The organism is Mycolicibacterium madagascariense (assembly GCF_010729665.1).
Taxonomy (GTDB): Bacteria; Actinomycetota; Actinomycetes; order Mycobacteriales; family Mycobacteriaceae; genus Mycobacterium; species Mycobacterium madagascariense.
This window is the reverse complement of the sequence record NZ_AP022610.1, coordinates 3,918,824-3,934,102: the sequence shown is the minus strand read 5'-3', so window position 1 is coordinate 3,934,102 and position 15,279 is coordinate 3,918,824. Positions and strand designations below refer to the sequence as shown.

The following is a 15,279-nucleotide window of genomic DNA, read 5'->3' as shown; positions in this document are numbered from 1 at the left end:
ACTGTGCCCCCCGTCACTCCGTCCTGTCAAGAGTTTGTCCTGACATTCTGACTTGCGATCATGCAGGGTGTTACCCTAGGGCCCAGTTTGTCTGGTCACCGGATACGGGAGGCGACGTGCCGCTGGAGGTAGAGCTCGACCGGTCGAGTCCCGTCCCGCTGTATTACCAACTCGCACAGGCCATCGAAGCGGCCATCCGCGACGGTCACCTCGTCCCCGGCGACCGGTTCGAGAACGAACTGGATCTGGCGAAGCGACTGACGCTCTCCCGTCCGACCACGCGCCGGGCGATCCAGGAGATCGTCGACAAGGGCCTGCTGGTGCGCAAGCGCGGCGTTGGGACCCAGGTCGTCCAGAATCCCGTGCACCGTCGCGTCGAGCTCACCAGCCTGTTCGACGACCTCGCCCGAGCCGGCCAGGACCCGACGACCGAGCTGCTCGAGTACGAGATCGGCAAGGCCGACGACGACGTGGCGGCCCAGCTCAACGTGAGCAGCGGCCACGAGATCGTGACGATCCGGCGGCTGCGCCGCGCCAACGGCGAGCCGCTGGCGGTGATGGTCAACTACCTGCCGGTCGAGCTGGCGCCGGAGGCGCGCGAACTCGAACGCAGTGGGCTGTACCAAGCACTTCGGGCCCGCGGCGTCCACATCAGGCTGGCGCGGCAGCGGATCGGCGCCAGGCCGGCCACCCGTACCGAAGCCAAGTTGCTGACCGAGAAGGTAGGGGCGCCGCTATTGTCGATGAGCCGCACGGCGTTCGACGATTCCGGCAAGGCCGTCGAATACGGCGACCATTGCTACCGGGCGTCGCGGTACTACTTCGAGACCACGCTGGTCGATCGCTAGCCGGCCCCGGATCGCATGTTTGCCATATGACATGCAGTCCTAATGTCCGAACAAAGTGTTGACTTTCCGCTGTGACCCGTATTACATCGTGGGCAGGCCGTGTCGTACGGCACACGCAGACGGGAGAGACCATGAAGTTCAGTCGGCTGGCAGCCACCGCTGGAGCCGGGGTGATCGCACTCGGGCTGGTGTCGTGCTCGAGCACCGGGGGAAAGCCTGCCGAGACCGGCGGCGCGGGCGGTACGGGTGGCGGCGTGAACACCCCCCGCGCGGTCGTCGCGATGATCACCCACGAGGTGCCCGGTGACTCCTTCTGGGACCTGATTCGCAAGGGCGCCCAAGCCGCCGCGGACAAGGACAACATCGAGTTGCGCTACTCGTCGGACCCCGAAGCGCCGAGCCAGGCCAACCTGGTGCAGAGCGCGCTCGACAGCAAGGTCAACGGCATCGCCGTGACGCTCGCCAAGCCCGACGCCATGGCCCCCGCGGTCAAGGCCGCGCTGGCGGCGGGCATCCCGGTCACGGCGTTCAACTCCGGGTTCGACGACTACAAGAAGATGGGCGTGCAGGAGTACTTCGGCCAGGACGAGAAGCTTGCGGGCATCGCCGCCGGAGAGAAGCTCAACGGCGACGGCGCCAAGAAGATCATCTGCGTCATCCAGGAGCAGGGCCAGGTCGCCCTCGAATCCCGTTGTGCCGGTGTGACACAGGGCTTCAAGGGGTCCACCGAGATCCTGAACGTCAACAGCAAGGACATGCCCTCGGTCGAGTCCACCATCACCGCCAAGCTGCAGCAGGACCCGACGGTCGACCACGTCGTGGCGCTCGGCGCCCCGATCGCCCTGACCGCCATCCAGTCGGTCACCAACGCAGGCAGCAAAGCGAAGATCGTCACGTTCGACACCAACGCCGCACTGGTGGACGCCATCAAGAACGGGCAGGTCGACTGGGCCGTCGACCAGCAGCCGTACCTGCAGGGGTACCTCGCCATCGACGCCCTGTGGCTCTACATCAACAACAAGAACCTGATCGGCGGCGGTGCGCCGACGCTGACCGGACCGTCGTTCATCGACAAGGGCAACATCGACGCCGTCGCCTCGCTCGCCAAAGCCGGCACGCGGTAAAGCCTCCAGCCGAAGAGAGAAATCATGACTACACAGGCAGATCTCGACCGCGAGACGCATCAGGTCGTGCACGACGAACGCGTCAAGGAACAGAACAAGCTGCAGCGCATCCTCATTCGTCCTGAGATGGGCGCGGGCGTGGGGGCCATCGGCATCTTCGTCTTCTTCCTCGTCCTGGCGCCGCCCTTCCGCTCACCGGAGTCGCTGGCGACGGTGTTGTATGCCAGTTCGACGATCGGCATCATGGCCGTCGGCGTCGGACTGCTGATGATCGGCGGTGAGTTCGACCTCTCCTCGGGTGTCGCGGTCACCACGGCTTCCCTTGCGGCCTCGATGATCTCGTACAACCTGCATCTGAACCTGTGGGTCGGTGCCGCGCTGTCGCTGGTGGTGGCACTGGCGGTCGGATTCTTCAACGGCTTCATGGTGATGAAGACGAAGATCCCCTCGTTCCTCATCACCCTCAGCACGTTCTTCATGCTCACCGGCGTCAACCTCGCCGTGACGAAGCTGGTCGCCGGTCAGGTCGCCACGCCGAGCGTCTCGGACATGGCCGGCTTCCCGTCGGGCAAGCTGATCTTCGCCTCGTCGATCCAGCTCGGTCCCGTAGCGGTGCGCATCACGGTGCTGTGGTGGATCCTCTTCACGGCGGTCGCCACCTACGTCCTGTTCAAGACCCGCATCGGCAACTGGATCTTCGCGGTCGGCGGCAATCAGGACAGCGCCCGTGCGGTCGGCGTGCCCGTCACCAAGGTCAAGATCGGCCTCTTCATGACGGTCGGCTTCTGCGCCTGGTTCGTGGGGATGCATCTGCTGTTCTCGTTCAACACGATTCAGTCCGGGCAGGGCATCGGCAACGAGTTCTTCTACATCATCGCCGCGGTGATCGGTGGCTGCCTGCTCACCGGTGGCTACGGCACGGCGATCGGCACGCTCATCGGTGCGTTCATCTTCGGCATGACGAATCAGGGCATCGTCTACGCGGGCTGGAACCCGGACTGGTTCAAGTTCTTCCTCGGCGCCATGCTGCTGTTCGCGGTGATCGCCAACAATGTCTTCCGCAACTACGCAGCGAAAAGGTAGGACCATGACCACGACTGCCGAAGTGCCGATCGCCGAGTCTCCGTCGGGTGGTGGCGTGCCACTCATCGAACTCAAGGGCGTCGGGAAGAGCTACGGAAACATCATCGCGCTCAAGGACATCAACCTGCGGGTGGGTGCCGGGCAGGTCACCGGCGTCCTCGGTGACAACGGCGCGGGCAAGTCGACGTTGATCAAGATCATCGCCGGCCTGCACAAGCAGACCGAGGGCGAGCTGCTCGTCGACGGCACCGCAATGGAGTTCGAGTCGCCGAAGGACGCTCTGGCCAACGGCATCTCGACCGTGTACCAGGATCTCGCGGTCGTCTCGCTGATGCCGGTGTGGCGCAACTTCTTCCTGGGTCAGGAGCTCCGCAAGAAGGGCTTCCTGAAGTCCCTCGACATCAACGCGATGCGCGCGACCACGATCTCCGAACTGCACAAGATGGGGATCGACCTGCCCGACGTCGACGCCCCGATAGGGTCGCTGTCGGGCGGTCAGCGCCAGTGCGTCGCGATCGCCAGGGCGGTGTTCTTCGGCGCGCGGGTGCTCATCCTCGACGAACCGACCGCGGCGCTCGGCGTCAAGCAGTCGGGCATGGTGCTGCGCTACATCACCGCGGCCAAGGAGCAGGGCTTCGGGGTCATCTTCATCACCCACAACCCGCATCACGCTCACATGGTGGGCGACCACTTCGTACTGCTCAACCGCGGACGGCAGAAGCTGGACTGCAGCTACGACGAGATCTCGCTGGAACATCTCACCCAGCAGATGGCCGGTGGTGACGAACTCGAGGCGCTCAGCCACGAACTCGCCCGCAAGTAACCCGCGAGACTACGGAAGTTGCGCGAAATCGGCTGATTCTGCGCAACTTCCGTAGTGTCGGCGGCGATCAGTAGTAGTGCCGGCGACCACCGACGGCACGGCCCGCCGATCCCAGGATCGCCAGGATGACGCCGACGACGAGCAGGATGACGCCGACCACGAGGATGAGGTGGGCGAAGGCGAACGTGGGAACCAGGGTGGGGAGCAGGAATCCAAGGATGACGAGGATGACTCCGAGAACGATCATGGCGGGGCCCTTCTGACGGTGCGCCCGTGGGGGGCGCTGAATGTCGGTCGAGCGGTCGCTCGGCACCTCTTCAGTTGACACCCCTAGGGAGGTCTTCGGTACACCCCTAGGGCTGTACGTCGTGGCGCTGTTCGTCAGCAGACCGGGTCACCGAGCGAGGTGGGGGAGTCCGGGGCGCCCTCGGTGCTGTACACCGTGGCGGGCATGCCGCGGAATCGGATGTTGGTGGGCCCACCCGCGGCATCGGGCACGCCCTGCGGGAACGCGATCACCAGATTGGCGTAGAGCTGCGTGTCCGCCGGGCACCCGGAGCCGGCCAGCGGCCCGTCGGCGTGCACCACGGCCGGGAACGACACCCGATGTCCCGCAGCGCAATTCGGCTCGCACACCTGGTAGCTGTACGTTCCGGTGCCCTCGGCGCCCGCGGGTCCCCAGGCCGTCCAGACGAGATCGGTCAACTCCTTCGACCCGTCGGCGCACGTCTGGAACTGCGCTTGGCGGGGCCGCTCGACGGGCGGGCTGCCCTGGCCGTAGCACGCGGGCAGGGCGTACGTGGCCGGCGCCGCGACGGCGGCACCTGCGCCCACACCGATTGCGGCACAGAGCAATCCCGCGACGGAGGTCGCGACGGCGGCACCGGCCGCGAGCCTGCGGTGGGCCGTCACGGGCTCGTCCGTCGACCGCCGGCGACCGGGTGGCCGCGCCGTCACCGCGTCGACCGCCTGCCGTGGGTTGATCGCTGCGTCATGCGGTTCTCCTTCGCGGTGGGCGTCTGCACGAAGATTAACGGAGCGGTCAAAAACGTGGACCCGGTTTGCTCGGAAGAGCCGTCATCGGCCCGACCCGCCCGCGGGGGACGACTGGCGCCCCAGCGGTGAGCCGTCGATGCCCTCCCCGACGAACTCCGAGGAGCGTTGCTGCAGTCGCACGAAGTCTCCGATGCCGAGATCGTCGGCCCGGCGCGCGGGGTTGATGCTGGCCGTCAGCAGCCGCTTGGCCGACTCGTGGCCGGAGCCCGCCCACGCGGCGAACGCGGAGCGTGCGGAGTTGCGACGGTGCGCGAAGGCGATGTCGACGAGTCCGAAGACCTGACCCCGTGACTCGGCATCGGCGGGCCGCGACTGCCGCGGGTCGCGGTGCACCCCGAACAGCCCGTAGTGGCACCGGGGGATGGGCCACAGCGCCGACGGCGTCACCGCACCGTGTCGGCGAACGGCCCCGAAGTAGCGCAGTTTCGCCCCGAACGGGTGGTACTTGGGTCCACCCGGTTCGGCGCACACCCGGTCGGCCAGGACGAACTCGGTGAGGACCAACACCGTACGCAGAGCACGGAATTCGTTCAGCAGGTGCAGCAGCGTCGACTCGACGAGCGGCGCGGGCAGGTTCGCCACCGCGATCGTCGGCTCGGCGGGGAGGTCCGCCGGCAGCACGGACGTGACGTCGCCATGTAGCACCGAGAGGCGCTCGATCTCACTGTGGGAGTGTTGGGCGACCGTGTGCGGCAGTTGGCGGGCCAGGGCGGCGTCGGGCTCGACCGCGGTCACCCGGGCCCCCTTGTCCAGGAGGGCCAGCGTCACCGACCCGAGGCCCGCGCCGAGTTCGAGCACCTCGTCGGCGCGGTGGGCTCCGCAGGCCGCCGTCACGCGGCGGACGGTGGCGGAATCATGTGGGTAGAACTGTCCGCGTTTGGCGCTGGGGCGGAAGTTGGCGGCCTTGGCGATGTGGCGTAACTCAGACCGATCGAGTTGTCGGATGGTCATGAATACTCCTCCTCTATCCCTACCGAGTACCCAGCATTTCCTCGACGCATGCGTCAATTCACGCGAGACTCGTGACATCGCTGGGAATGCGGCTGCCTCCGATGAAACACCGCAGGGGAGGGGCCGTGATACACCCCTAGGGCGGGGGTTCGCCCACCGGTGCTCACCCCGCCTTGGGCAGCCACCTGCGCACCGCGGCGGCGCCGACGGCACCGACGACGATCAGCACGGTGCCGACGGTGGTGGACAACGAATCGGTGGCCAGACCGATGACGCCCGTGACCAACACGAACGTGGGAACCCAATCGAGGACACCCCACATCGACGGGGCCGGATCGGTCGACTCACCCTGCTGGCCCCGCACGTGGGAGGGATAGCGGTCGGTGAAGGACACCGCGAACAGCAGTGCCGCCAACTGCAGGATCCAGCCGGTCCAAAACTCGTCGGGATCGTGCAGTACGGCGTCCCCGTAGCAACCGACCGCCGCCGAGCAGAAGAAGGCGCCCGCCCACACCGCGCTGATCACGTAGTTCACCCGCCTGAACGTCTGTGAGCCCCAAACCTCTTGCGGCGTCGAGTCCTTCGCGTACGCCAGAGTGAAGGGCCGTCCGATGAGCAGGGTGACGGTGGCGAAGAGCGCGAGGGCCACGTTCGTCAGTTCACCCGCCCACACCTCCAGCCAGTGGATGGTTCCGGGGGAGGCGAACGCCGCCAACGCCGTCAGGACGCCGAAGAACACCATGCCGAACACCTCGAGCAGGTGCACGGCGATGCCGCGGCGGTGCCCGATCCACGTCAGCAGCACCGACATGCCGAAGGCCGCGGCGGCGGCCTCTTCGAAGCGGCCGGGACCCGACAGCACGGCCAGCAGCACCCACGGCGCAATGCCGGACAGCGGTGAGCGGAGGAACCCGTCGACGACACTTGGCACACGCGGTGGCGGCGAGGGCTGGTGGGGGACGGCGGTCATGGGCGCAATGGTGTTCGCGCGGTGCGGTTATCGCTCGACGGAGGCGTCGTAGATCGCCTGAATCGAGGCGTCCAGTGTCGCGTCGAACTCCGCGTCGGACTGGTCGACCGTCAGTCCTTCCGTCAGCGCCCGGCTGAAACTGGCGATCAGACCGGTGTTCTGGGCCAATAGCTCGTCGGCCTCGTCGCGCGAGTAGCCGCCGGACAACGCGACCACCCGCAGCACCTTGGGATGCGTGATCAGTCGGCGATATTCGTTGGGCGTGCTCGGTAGCGACAGCTTGAGCATCACCCTGCGATCCTCGGGAACGTCGCCGAGACGTTCGAGAATGGCGTCCAGAAGCAGCGATTCGGCCTCGGCCTTGTCGGGGATCGAGATGGTGATCTCGGGCTCGAGGATGGGAACCAGTCCGTGCGCCAGCACCTGGTGCGCCAACTCGAACTGCTGGTCGACGACCGCGGCGATGCCGGTCGCGTCGGCGGCGCCGATCACCGAACGCTCCTTGGTGCCGAACACGCCCTTGGCGACGGCGTGTTCGAGCATGTCGTCCAGGCCGCTGATCGGCTTCATGAGCTGCACGCCGTTGGTGGCGTCCGCGAGACCCTGATCGATCTTGAGGAACGGCACGATGCCCTTGCGTTCCCAGAGGTAGGTTGCCGACGGCGTGCCCTCGATGTCGCGGTCGAGGGTCTGCTGGAACAGGATGGCCGCGAGGATGCGGTCACCGCCGAACGCCGACGAGGTGATGATGCGGGTGCGCATCTGGTGGATGAGATCGAACATCTCGGTGTCGCCCGAGTACTGGCTCTCGTCGATTCCATACAGCTTGAGCGCCTTGGGCGTCGATCCGCCGCTCTGGTCGAGCGCGGCGATGAAACCTCTGCCGGAGCGCATCCGTTCGGTTTCGTGCTGAGTGGGATCGGACACGGCATCACCTCTGCGGTCGACGTTGAACGCTTCCTGCATACCCTAACCGGTGGCCCGTGGCACCCGACGGCGTTGCCAGACGTGTCCGCGACGGTCACCGAACGGCAGGACCGCGCCGTCGTCCAGTGGCAGCATCGTCCTCGGTCACGAGTGGCGGTGGGACGTCGCTGCGGCGGCGTCACCGTCATCGAGGTCGTCGAGGACGGCACCGCCACGCGGCCGATCATGATCACCGCGTTCGGCGGTGAGCACCGACCGAATGCCCTCAGCTGAACGCCGCCCGAAACGCCTCGAGCGCGTCGACGTCGTCACCGGCGGCATAGCCCTCGAGGCCGACGGTGCCCTGATATCCGTTGTCGCGCAACGTCTTCGCCACCGCGGGATAGTAGATCTCACCCGTGCCCGGCTGGCATCTGCCCGGCACGTCGGCGACCTGGACCTCACCGATGGCGGCGCCACACCGCCGGACCAGCTCGATGAGGTTGCCCTCGCCGATTTGAGCGTGATACAGATCGAGCATCATCTTGACGTGGGGATGGCCGACCCCCTCGACGAGCGCGAGGACGTCCTTGGCGCGTGCCAGCGGCACCCCCGGATGGTCGACGATCGTGTTGAGGTTCTCGACGCAAAAGGTCACGCCCGCAGCCGAACCCAGCTCTCCGAGCTTCTCCAGGGTGCGCATCGCGGTCGTCCACATGGCGCCGGTGGCGCGCAGCCGCGGCCGGACCGGTAGCCCGTCCAGCAGCTCGGCGGTGTGCAGATTGAGCCGCGTGACACCGAGCGTCGCCGCGGCCTCGATGCTCTCGGCGGCCGTGCGCACCACGTCGTCGGCGGTCTGCGGGTCGATGAGATCGCCGTGCAGGTAACCGGTCATCGACGTGAACGTGGCCCCGGTCGCCGCGAGCGCGTCGAGATCCTTGTCGTGCCAGCTCCATATCTCGGCGGCGAAGCCCAGGTCGTGGATTCGTCGCACCCGCTCGACGATGGGCAGGTCGGTGAACACCATCTCGGCGCTCACCGCCAACTCGAAGTCGCTCGTGCGCACACCGCGTCCAGCGGTCATGTGGTCCTCCTCCGACTAGAACGATCTAGGCTCTCAAAAATTCTGACGCGCATCGCCGGTTCGGCGATCGTTCACCCACGCGACGCGCGCCGGTGACGCGCGCCACCACCCACGATCAGCCGGCAGACGGCACAATCGTGGGCGTGGACATCGATCACCAACGACCGGCGCGGTCGTCGGCCTGGCGTGACCCGTTGAGCCTGTCGTTCCGCGCGCACCGCCGGGTACTGCTGCTTCGGCTGCGGTGGCACGAGCGCGCCGCGACCCGCCCGCGCACCAGGCGCCACTGAGTCAGCGCGGCTGCAGGCCTGCCGCACGGTAGGCGGCGTCGACGAGCGCCATGTTCGCCACCGCGTCGGCAGTGCCGAACGGCAGGGCGGCGCCGTGCTCCACGTGGGCGGCGAAGGCCTCCAGCTGATACGTGTAGGACGCCCTGGTGCCGAGCCGTTCCACCGTGCTCCCGCCCGCCCCGGTGACCGTCACGCGGTCATCGCTGTTGGGCTTGATGAAGTCGTGGACGAGCACCTCACCCGCGGTTCCCCCGATCCGCAGCGTGAACGAGAAGTCGTCGGCCACCATCGAGTGCGTCGCGATACCCGTTGCCCCGTCCGGGAATTCGAGGTCGACGTCGCAGCGGGCATCCACCCCGGGGGTGCGCTCGTCGGCCCGGGCGCCCGTGATCGATGGCGGCCCGCCGATGCCGGGGACCCCGAGTCGGCCCAGTGAGCGCATCACGTGCAGGCCGTAACAGCCCAGGTCCATCAGGGCGCCGCCGGCCAGGTCGAGTGACCACCGCGGATCGTCGTCCCCGGGAGCGGGCATCGCCATCCGCACCTCCACATGGGTCACCGTGCCCAGCGTTCCGTCCCCGGCCAACGCGAACGCCCGCCGGGTGACGGGATGGAAGAAGTAGTGAAAGCCCTCCAGCACCGGCACGTTCGCCGCCTCTGCCGCCTCCGCGACCCGGATGGCCTCGGATTCGTCTCGCGCGAACGGCTTTTCGCTCAACACCGGCTTGCCCGCGGCGATCGCCGCCAGATTCCACGGCGCGTGTAGCGCGTTGGCCAGCGGGTTGTAGACGACGTCGACCTCGGCGTCGTCGATCACGGCCTGATAGTCGTCGACGACGCGCTCGACGCCGTACTTCTCGGCGAACGCCTCGGCCCGCGACCGGTCCCGCGCCGCCACCGCCACCAGTCGGTGGCCCAGTTCGGCGGCGGGGCCGACGATGGCCTGCTCGGCGATCCGGGACGCCCCGAGCACGCCGATGCGCAGACTCATGACGTGACCTGCTGCAGGTAGCGCACGCTCGCCAGCACGTCGCGCACCGGGCCCTCGTCGCTTGGCTCCGCATCGAGGATGGTGTCCTGCTCCAGTACGAACCACCCGTCGAAACCGTTGTCGCGCAACACCGAGACGATCCCGGCGATGTCGACGTCCCCGGTGCCCAGGGGCGTGTACATGCCGGCCCGCACCGCATCGGTGTAGGTCCATTCACCCGACTGGACCTTCGCCGCCAGAGCCGCGTCGACGTCCTTGAGGTGGGTGTGGGCGATGCGGTGTGGCACCGCCTTGGCCAACTCGAGCGGATCCGTGCCGCCGATCAGCAGGTGCCCGGTGTCCAGGCAGAGCGGGATCGACGATCCCGCCAACACCCGGTCGACGTCGTCCTTGGTCTCGACGATCGTGCCGACGTGGGGATGCAGGACTGCCAGCAGGCCCCGCTCGGCGACGATGCCCGCCAGCCGGTCCAGGTTGGCGAACAGCGTCGCCCACTGGTCGTCGTCGAGCACGGGACGGGAGTCGTACCCGTCGGCCCCGGTGGCCGCCGCCAGCACCACCACGCCCGCGCCCGCGGCGACGAGCGACTCCAGCGGACCCGCGAGATCGTCGGCGGGATCATGGCCGGCGTCGAAGAGGACGACCGGCACGAAGCCCCCCACGCACGCCAGATCATGGCCGCGTAGAACGTCTTTCAGCTGTCCGGTGTCTGCCGGCAGGAAGCCCTCGGGCCCCAGCTCGGTGGCCGACAGTCCCGCGCCGCGCATCTCGGTCAGCACCCGGTCGGGCGTCAACTGGAAACCCCAGCCGGGCACCTCGCAGACACCCCACGAAATCGGGGCTCCGGCGATCTTGATTTCCCGGTCGCTCACGCGTTCCTCATCTCCTCGATCGTGACCGGCGCGCCGCGGCGCAGGGATTCGGTGGCGGCCTCGGCCAGCCACGCCACCTCGACGGCGTCGTTCACCGAGGCGCCGAGGACCGGCCCGCCCTTGGCGACCTGAACGAAGGCGGCCAGTTCCGTGCGGAACGCCTCGGTGAAGCGGTCCATGAAGAACCCGTGCGCCGGTCCGGTGGGAAAGTCGTTGTGCGGGTCGGTGTTTCGTACGGGAACGCCCTGGTCCCACCCGGCGACGACGCTGTCGTCGAAACCGTGCACCTCGAGACGGCAGTCATACCCGCGGGCGTTGTACCGGGCGTTGGACACCACGCCGAGGGCGCCGCCGTCGAACGTGACGATCACGGCCGCGGTGTCGACGTCGCCGTACTCGGCGAACAACGGGTTGCCCTGGACGATGCCCGTGGCATACACCTGCACGGCGCGCTGCCCGGTGATCCAGTTGACGATGTCGAAGTCGTGCACGGCACAGTCGCGGAAGATGCCGCCCGAACCCTTGATGTAGTCCATCGGCGGGGAGCGGGATCCATGGTCGTGCTGCGCACGGTGTGGATGGTGCCCACCGAACCGTCGTCGACGGCCCGCTTGGCGGCGGCGAACGCCGCGTCGTAGCGGCGCTGGTAACCGACCTGGACCGGCACGCCCGAGGCGAGGATGGCCTGTGCGACCCGGGCACTCTCGACGGCGGTCGACGCGATCGGCTTCTCGCAGAACGTGGGGATGCCGCGCTCGACGGCGGCAAGGACCAGCTCGGCGTGGGCGGGCGTGGCGGCCGCGACGACGACGCCGTCGACACCCGAGGACAGCAGTTCGGCAACGGTGTCGACGGACGTGGCGCCGTACTTGGCGGCCACGGCGCGCGCGACGTCGGTGCGTTCGTCGGTGATCACCAGGCCGTCGAGACCGTCGAGATTGCTGAGGGTTTCGGTGTGGAACGCGCCGATGCGTCCCAGTCCGATGACGCCGAGGGTGGTCATGGAATTCTCCTTGTCGTGTGCTGTGCGAGGACGTCGTCGAGGGCCTCGGGGTCGAGTCCCTCGGTGAGGGCCGCCAGGACGGTGTCGACCTGGCTGGCCGGTGCCAGGCTGCCGATGGGCTGGTCCTGGTCGAGGTTGGTCGGGAAGGCGTAGCCCTCGGCGGTCGCGTTGACCGCATTCGCGAGCTCGCGGTCACTGCGGCCCGCCGCCTTCATCGCCAGCAGCGACGGAAAGACGGCGCGCACCATCGCGGTGCGGTCCATCGCCTCCATGGCCCGCCCGAACGGCGAGGACACCTGCAGCAGGTTGGCCATCCGACGGATGTCGGTCGACGTGTTCGCCCCCGCCCCGTGCATGAGGGCGGGGTTGAAGAACACCGCGTCGCCCTTGCGCAGCGGCACCTGCACCTGCACGGTGGCGAAGAAGTCGATGAAGTCTTGGCGGTAGAACGCGACGTAGCCGCCGAGGAACTTCTGGGAGTGCGGCAGCAGCATGGTCGGGCCGGACTCCAGCGGCATGTCGCAATGCGCGACCGCACCCTGCAGCGTCAGGGCCGGCGACATGCGGTGCAGGTGCGCGGGGTAGGCGGTCAGCTGGTCCTCGTCGACGAAGCCGAGGTGGTAGTCGCGATGCGGAACCTGCGGTGCGCCACCGGGATTGACGACGTTGACCTGTGAGGTGACCTGGTAGCGCGGGCCCAGCCAGGCCTGGCACACCAGGGCGATGGCGTCGTTGGCGTAGTAGTCGGCGAACACCGCGGGGGAGTGCAGTGCGAGCTTCTGCGCGGCGTTCCAGACGCGGTCGTTGACGCCGGCCTTGCCGAAGTGGTCGCCGACGGCCCCGCCCGCGGCGCGCTGGGCCTCGATCAGCGACGTGAACGCGGCGCTGGCCCGGTCGACGACGTCGTGGTCGACGGCGCCTTCGACGACGACGACGCCGGGCCCGTCGGCCAGGGCGTGGATCACCTCCGTCTGCAGCGCGCGGCGCTCGGCCCGTGCCATCGCGGCGGCGGAGTACACCAGGACGCCCTGTCGCACGTCGGTCGCCAACGGGTAGTCGCGTAGGTCGGTTTCGGTGGACACCAGAGTCCGGAAGTCGTCGAGGTCGCAGTCCGACGCCTCGATCCACGCCCGCGGTGCAGCGGTGGTTGATGCGGTCATGCCGTTAGTCTCGGGGTGACGCGCGTCGCAATCAACACCAAAAACCCATCAAAAAGACCTCAGCTCATCAGCGCGAACAGCCGCACATGCGTCGCACTTGCGGCGTGTCGCGACATGTTTGCGGCTGCTCGCGAGGGAGGAGGAGCCGTGCCCCACCGGTACAAGGTGCGCGAGATCGCGCAGCAGGCCGGGCTGAGCGAGGCGACGGTCGACCGCGTGCTCAACGACCGTCCGGGCGTGCGGGAGAACACCCGCGCCGAGGTGGCCCAGGCGATCGCGGACCTCGACAAGCAGCGCGCCCAGCTACGGCTCAACGGGCGGCGCTTCCTGCTCGACGTGGTGATGCAGACCCCGCAGCGCTTCTCGGACGCCTTTCGCGCGGCCGTCGAGGCGGAACTGCCCGCGTTCGCGCCCGCGATGCTGCGGGCCCGGTTCCACCTGTGGGAGTCCGGATCGACCGAACGCATGGCCGACGGGTTGGCGCGCATCCGCGGCAGCCACGGCGTGATCCTCAAGGCCCAGGACGCACCCGAGGTGGTCGAGGCCGTCGACCGCCTCGTCGGTGCGGGCGTTCCGGTGGTGACCTATGCGACGGACGTGCCGACGAGCGCCCGCTGCGGCTACGTCGGCATCGACAATCACGGCGCCGGGGTGACCGCCGCCTACCTGATGAGCCAGTGGCTCGGCACCGCACCCTCGGGTGTGCTGATCACGTTGAGCGGCACGGTCTTTCGCGGCGAGGGCGAGCGCGAGGTGGGCTTTCGCACCGCGTTGCGCGGTTCTGGTCGCGACATCGTGGAGGTCAGTGACAGCGACGGCATCGACGACGTCAACGAGCGACTGGTGCTCGACGCGCTGGAGCGTCATCCCGGTGTGGAGGCGGTCTACTCGGCCGGGGGCGGCAACACCGCGACCGTCGCCGCATTCGACAGGATCGGCAGGGCATGCCGCGTGTTCATCGCCCACGACCTGGACGCCGACAATCGCAGGCTGCTGCGCGACGGACGGATCTCGGTGGTGCTGCACAACGACCTGCGGGCCGACGCCCGGCTCGCGATGCGACTGATCCTGCAAAGCCACGGCGCGCTGCCGCCCGAGCCGGTGCGGCCGGCGCCGATTCAGGTCGTCACCCCCTACAACCTGCCTGGCTGAGGATCCCGGCCGAGGATGTCGATGATGAGGTCGTCGGTTGTCAGCGATCCCGGATACCATTTCGCCTCACGGCGTCTCCGGCGCGCCGACGACGGCAGGAGACTCGATCGGTGCGGCCACAGCTCGTCAACGGTGTGACCGTCCTCGGCAACCTCGCCATCGACGTCATCGACGGCGCGGCGCCCAGCCCGGGTGGCTGCGCGTCCTTCGCCGGGGTGGCGCTCGAACACGCCGGGGGTGCGAGCCAGATCGTGGCGATGGGCGCCCCCGAGGATCACCCGTTGTTCGCCGGCGTCCTCGACCGCTTCGGGTCGCTGGTGCGCATCATCGACTCCGACCGGACGGCGGGTTTCCGGCTCGACTACGTCGACGTCGATCACCGCGAGATGTCCGTTGCCGCGCTGGGGCCCACGTGGGGCCGTGCCGAAGTCGAGGCCGCCGACCCGACGACCACCTGGGTGCACCTCGCGCCGCTGCTGCGGGCGGACTTCCCGGCCAGCACGCTGGCGCTGCTGGTGGAACGCGGGCATCGGGTCGCCTATGACGGTCAGGGCCTGGTGCGCGCCGATCGGGTGGGACCGCTGTCGGTCGACAACGACTATCCGCCCGGTCTGCTGCGCGACATCAGCGTGCTCAAGCTCGCCGAGGACGAGGCCGTCATCGTGGCCGACGGAGAATTCGACGCGGCGACGGCGCAACGGCTGGGCGTGCCCGAGATCCTGGTGACCCTCGGCTCGGAGGGCTGCGACATCTACACCGAGGGTGACGTCGTCCGGGTGCCCGCCGCCTGGCGCGTCACCGGCGTGCAGGCCACGGGCGCCGGCGACATGTTCACCGCCTGCTACGTCGCCAACCGGGCGGCCGGTGCGAACCCCGTCGCCGCGGCCGAACGGGCCAGCGAACTCGTCGCGCGCGAGCTCGAGAAGCGGCTCGACGTCCCGTCGTCGGACCGGGTGTAGCGGCAGG

18 protein-coding genes and 1 pseudogene are annotated in these 15,279 nt (G+C 68.3%); 8 read left to right on the top strand and 11 right to left on the bottom strand.

Annotation, left to right across the window (positions count from 1 at the left end):
• The first annotated feature begins 116 nt into the window (after window positions 1-116).
• From G6N60_RS18560 to G6N60_RS18545, 4 genes are all read left to right on the top strand, one after another.
• Window positions 117-848, top strand: a complete 732-nt coding sequence (locus G6N60_RS18560) for a GntR family transcriptional regulator (RefSeq protein WP_163739996.1) — start codon at window positions 117-119, stop codon at window positions 846-848.
• Window positions 849-979: 131 nt separating this feature from the next.
• Window positions 980-1,972, top strand: a complete 993-nt coding sequence (locus G6N60_RS18555; protein ID WP_163739994.1) for a substrate-binding domain-containing protein — start codon at window positions 980-982, stop codon at window positions 1,970-1,972.
• A 24-nt stretch (window positions 1,973-1,996) separates the two neighbouring features.
• Window positions 1,997-3,055 (top strand): ABC transporter permease, encoded by a 1,059-nt coding sequence (locus G6N60_RS18550; RefSeq protein ID WP_163739992.1) that lies wholly within the window; start codon window positions 1,997-1,999, stop codon window positions 3,053-3,055.
• 4 nt (window positions 3,056-3,059) lie between these two features.
• On the top strand, window positions 3,060-3,878 hold the full coding sequence (locus G6N60_RS18545) for an ATP-binding cassette domain-containing protein (RefSeq protein WP_163739990.1): 819 nt from the start codon (window positions 3,060-3,062) through the stop codon (window positions 3,876-3,878).
• 67 nt (window positions 3,879-3,945) lie between these two features.
• Here G6N60_RS18545 and G6N60_RS18540 read toward each other — a convergent pair whose 3' ends face one another.
• The 5 genes from G6N60_RS18540 to G6N60_RS18520 form a co-directional block, all read right to left on the bottom strand.
• Window positions 3,946-4,125, bottom strand: a complete 180-nt coding sequence (locus G6N60_RS18540; RefSeq protein WP_163739988.1) for a DUF6131 family protein — start codon at window positions 4,123-4,125, stop codon at window positions 3,946-3,948.
• A 134-nt stretch (window positions 4,126-4,259) separates the two neighbouring features.
• A complete protein-coding gene (locus G6N60_RS18535; RefSeq protein WP_163739986.1) occupies window positions 4,260-4,790 on the bottom strand; it encodes a hypothetical protein in 531 nt (176 codons plus the stop codon).
• Between the two features lie 165 nt (window positions 4,791-4,955).
• Complete coding sequence (locus tag G6N60_RS18530) at window positions 4,956-5,885, bottom strand: rRNA adenine N-6-methyltransferase family protein (protein ID WP_163739984.1); 930 nt, start codon at window positions 5,883-5,885, stop codon at window positions 4,956-4,958.
• Between the two features lie 163 nt (window positions 5,886-6,048).
• The gene (locus G6N60_RS18525; protein WP_246240834.1) at window positions 6,049-6,855 is read right to left on the bottom strand and encodes a DUF3159 domain-containing protein; all 807 of its coding nucleotides are present in this window, start codon (window positions 6,853-6,855) and stop codon (window positions 6,049-6,051) included.
• 27 nt (window positions 6,856-6,882) lie between these two features.
• Window positions 6,883-7,782 carry a fructose bisphosphate aldolase gene (locus G6N60_RS18520; protein WP_263992318.1) on the bottom strand — a complete coding sequence of 300 codons (900 nt, stop codon included), beginning with the start codon at window positions 7,780-7,782 and terminating at the stop codon, window positions 6,883-6,885.
• A gap of 81 nt (window positions 7,783-7,863) precedes the next feature.
• Between G6N60_RS18520 and G6N60_RS18515 the strand changes: the two genes are divergently transcribed.
• The gene (locus G6N60_RS18515) at window positions 7,864-8,055 is read left to right on the top strand and encodes a hypothetical protein (protein WP_163739979.1); all 192 of its coding nucleotides are present in this window, start codon (window positions 7,864-7,866) and stop codon (window positions 8,053-8,055) included.
• Here G6N60_RS18515 and G6N60_RS18510 read toward each other — a convergent pair.
• A complete protein-coding gene (locus G6N60_RS18510; RefSeq protein ID WP_163739977.1) occupies window positions 8,048-8,845 on the bottom strand; it encodes a TIM barrel protein in 798 nt (265 codons plus the stop codon). The genes G6N60_RS18515 and G6N60_RS18510 overlap by 8 nt on opposite strands.
• Window positions 8,846-8,988: 143 nt before the next feature.
• Here G6N60_RS18510 and G6N60_RS18505 point away from each other — a divergent pair, with 143 nt between their 5' ends.
• Window positions 8,989-9,135, top strand: a complete 147-nt coding sequence (locus tag G6N60_RS18505; RefSeq protein WP_163739975.1) for a hypothetical protein — start codon at window positions 8,989-8,991, stop codon at window positions 9,133-9,135.
• A gap of 1 nt (window position 9,136) precedes the next feature.
• Here G6N60_RS18505 and G6N60_RS18500 read toward each other — a convergent pair whose 3' ends face one another.
• From G6N60_RS18500 to G6N60_RS18485, 5 genes and pseudogenes are all read right to left on the bottom strand, one after another.
• A complete protein-coding gene (locus G6N60_RS18500) occupies window positions 9,137-10,126 on the bottom strand; it encodes a Gfo/Idh/MocA family protein (RefSeq protein ID WP_163739974.1) in 990 nt (329 codons plus the stop codon).
• Entirely contained in the window at window positions 10,123-10,983 is an 861-nt protein-coding gene (locus G6N60_RS18495; RefSeq protein ID WP_163744187.1) for a sugar phosphate isomerase/epimerase family protein, read from the bottom strand. Before G6N60_RS18495 ends, G6N60_RS18500 begins: the two co-directional genes overlap by 4 nt.
• 11 nt (window positions 10,984-10,994) lie before the next feature.
• Window positions 10,995-11,735 carry a Gfo/Idh/MocA family protein gene (locus G6N60_RS18490; RefSeq protein ID WP_407665266.1) on the bottom strand — a complete coding sequence of 247 codons (741 nt, stop codon included), beginning with the start codon at window positions 11,733-11,735 and terminating at the stop codon, window positions 10,995-10,997.
• Window positions 11,705-12,001 (bottom strand): annotated as a pseudogene (locus G6N60_RS29045) (Gfo/Idh/MocA family protein); the annotation flags it as partial. The pseudogene G6N60_RS29045 and the gene G6N60_RS18490, both read right to left, overlap by 31 nt.
• A complete protein-coding gene (locus tag G6N60_RS18485) occupies window positions 11,998-13,161 on the bottom strand; it encodes a phytanoyl-CoA dioxygenase family protein (protein WP_163739971.1) in 1,164 nt (387 codons plus the stop codon). The pseudogene G6N60_RS29045 and the gene G6N60_RS18485, both read right to left, overlap by 4 nt.
• Before the next feature lie 147 nt (window positions 13,162-13,308).
• Here G6N60_RS18485 and G6N60_RS18480 point away from each other — a divergent pair, with 147 nt between their 5' ends.
• Together G6N60_RS18480 and G6N60_RS18475 are read left to right on the top strand one after the other, a co-directional pair.
• Window positions 13,309-14,313 (top strand): LacI family DNA-binding transcriptional regulator, encoded by a 1,005-nt coding sequence (locus G6N60_RS18480; protein ID WP_163739969.1) that lies wholly within the window; start codon window positions 13,309-13,311, stop codon window positions 14,311-14,313.
• A 134-nt stretch (window positions 14,314-14,447) separates the two neighbouring features.
• Window positions 14,448-15,272, top strand: coding sequence for a PfkB family carbohydrate kinase (locus G6N60_RS18475; RefSeq protein ID WP_163744185.1), 825 nt, complete (start codon window positions 14,448-14,450; stop codon window positions 15,270-15,272).
• The last annotated feature ends 7 nt before the right edge of the window (window positions 15,273-15,279 follow it).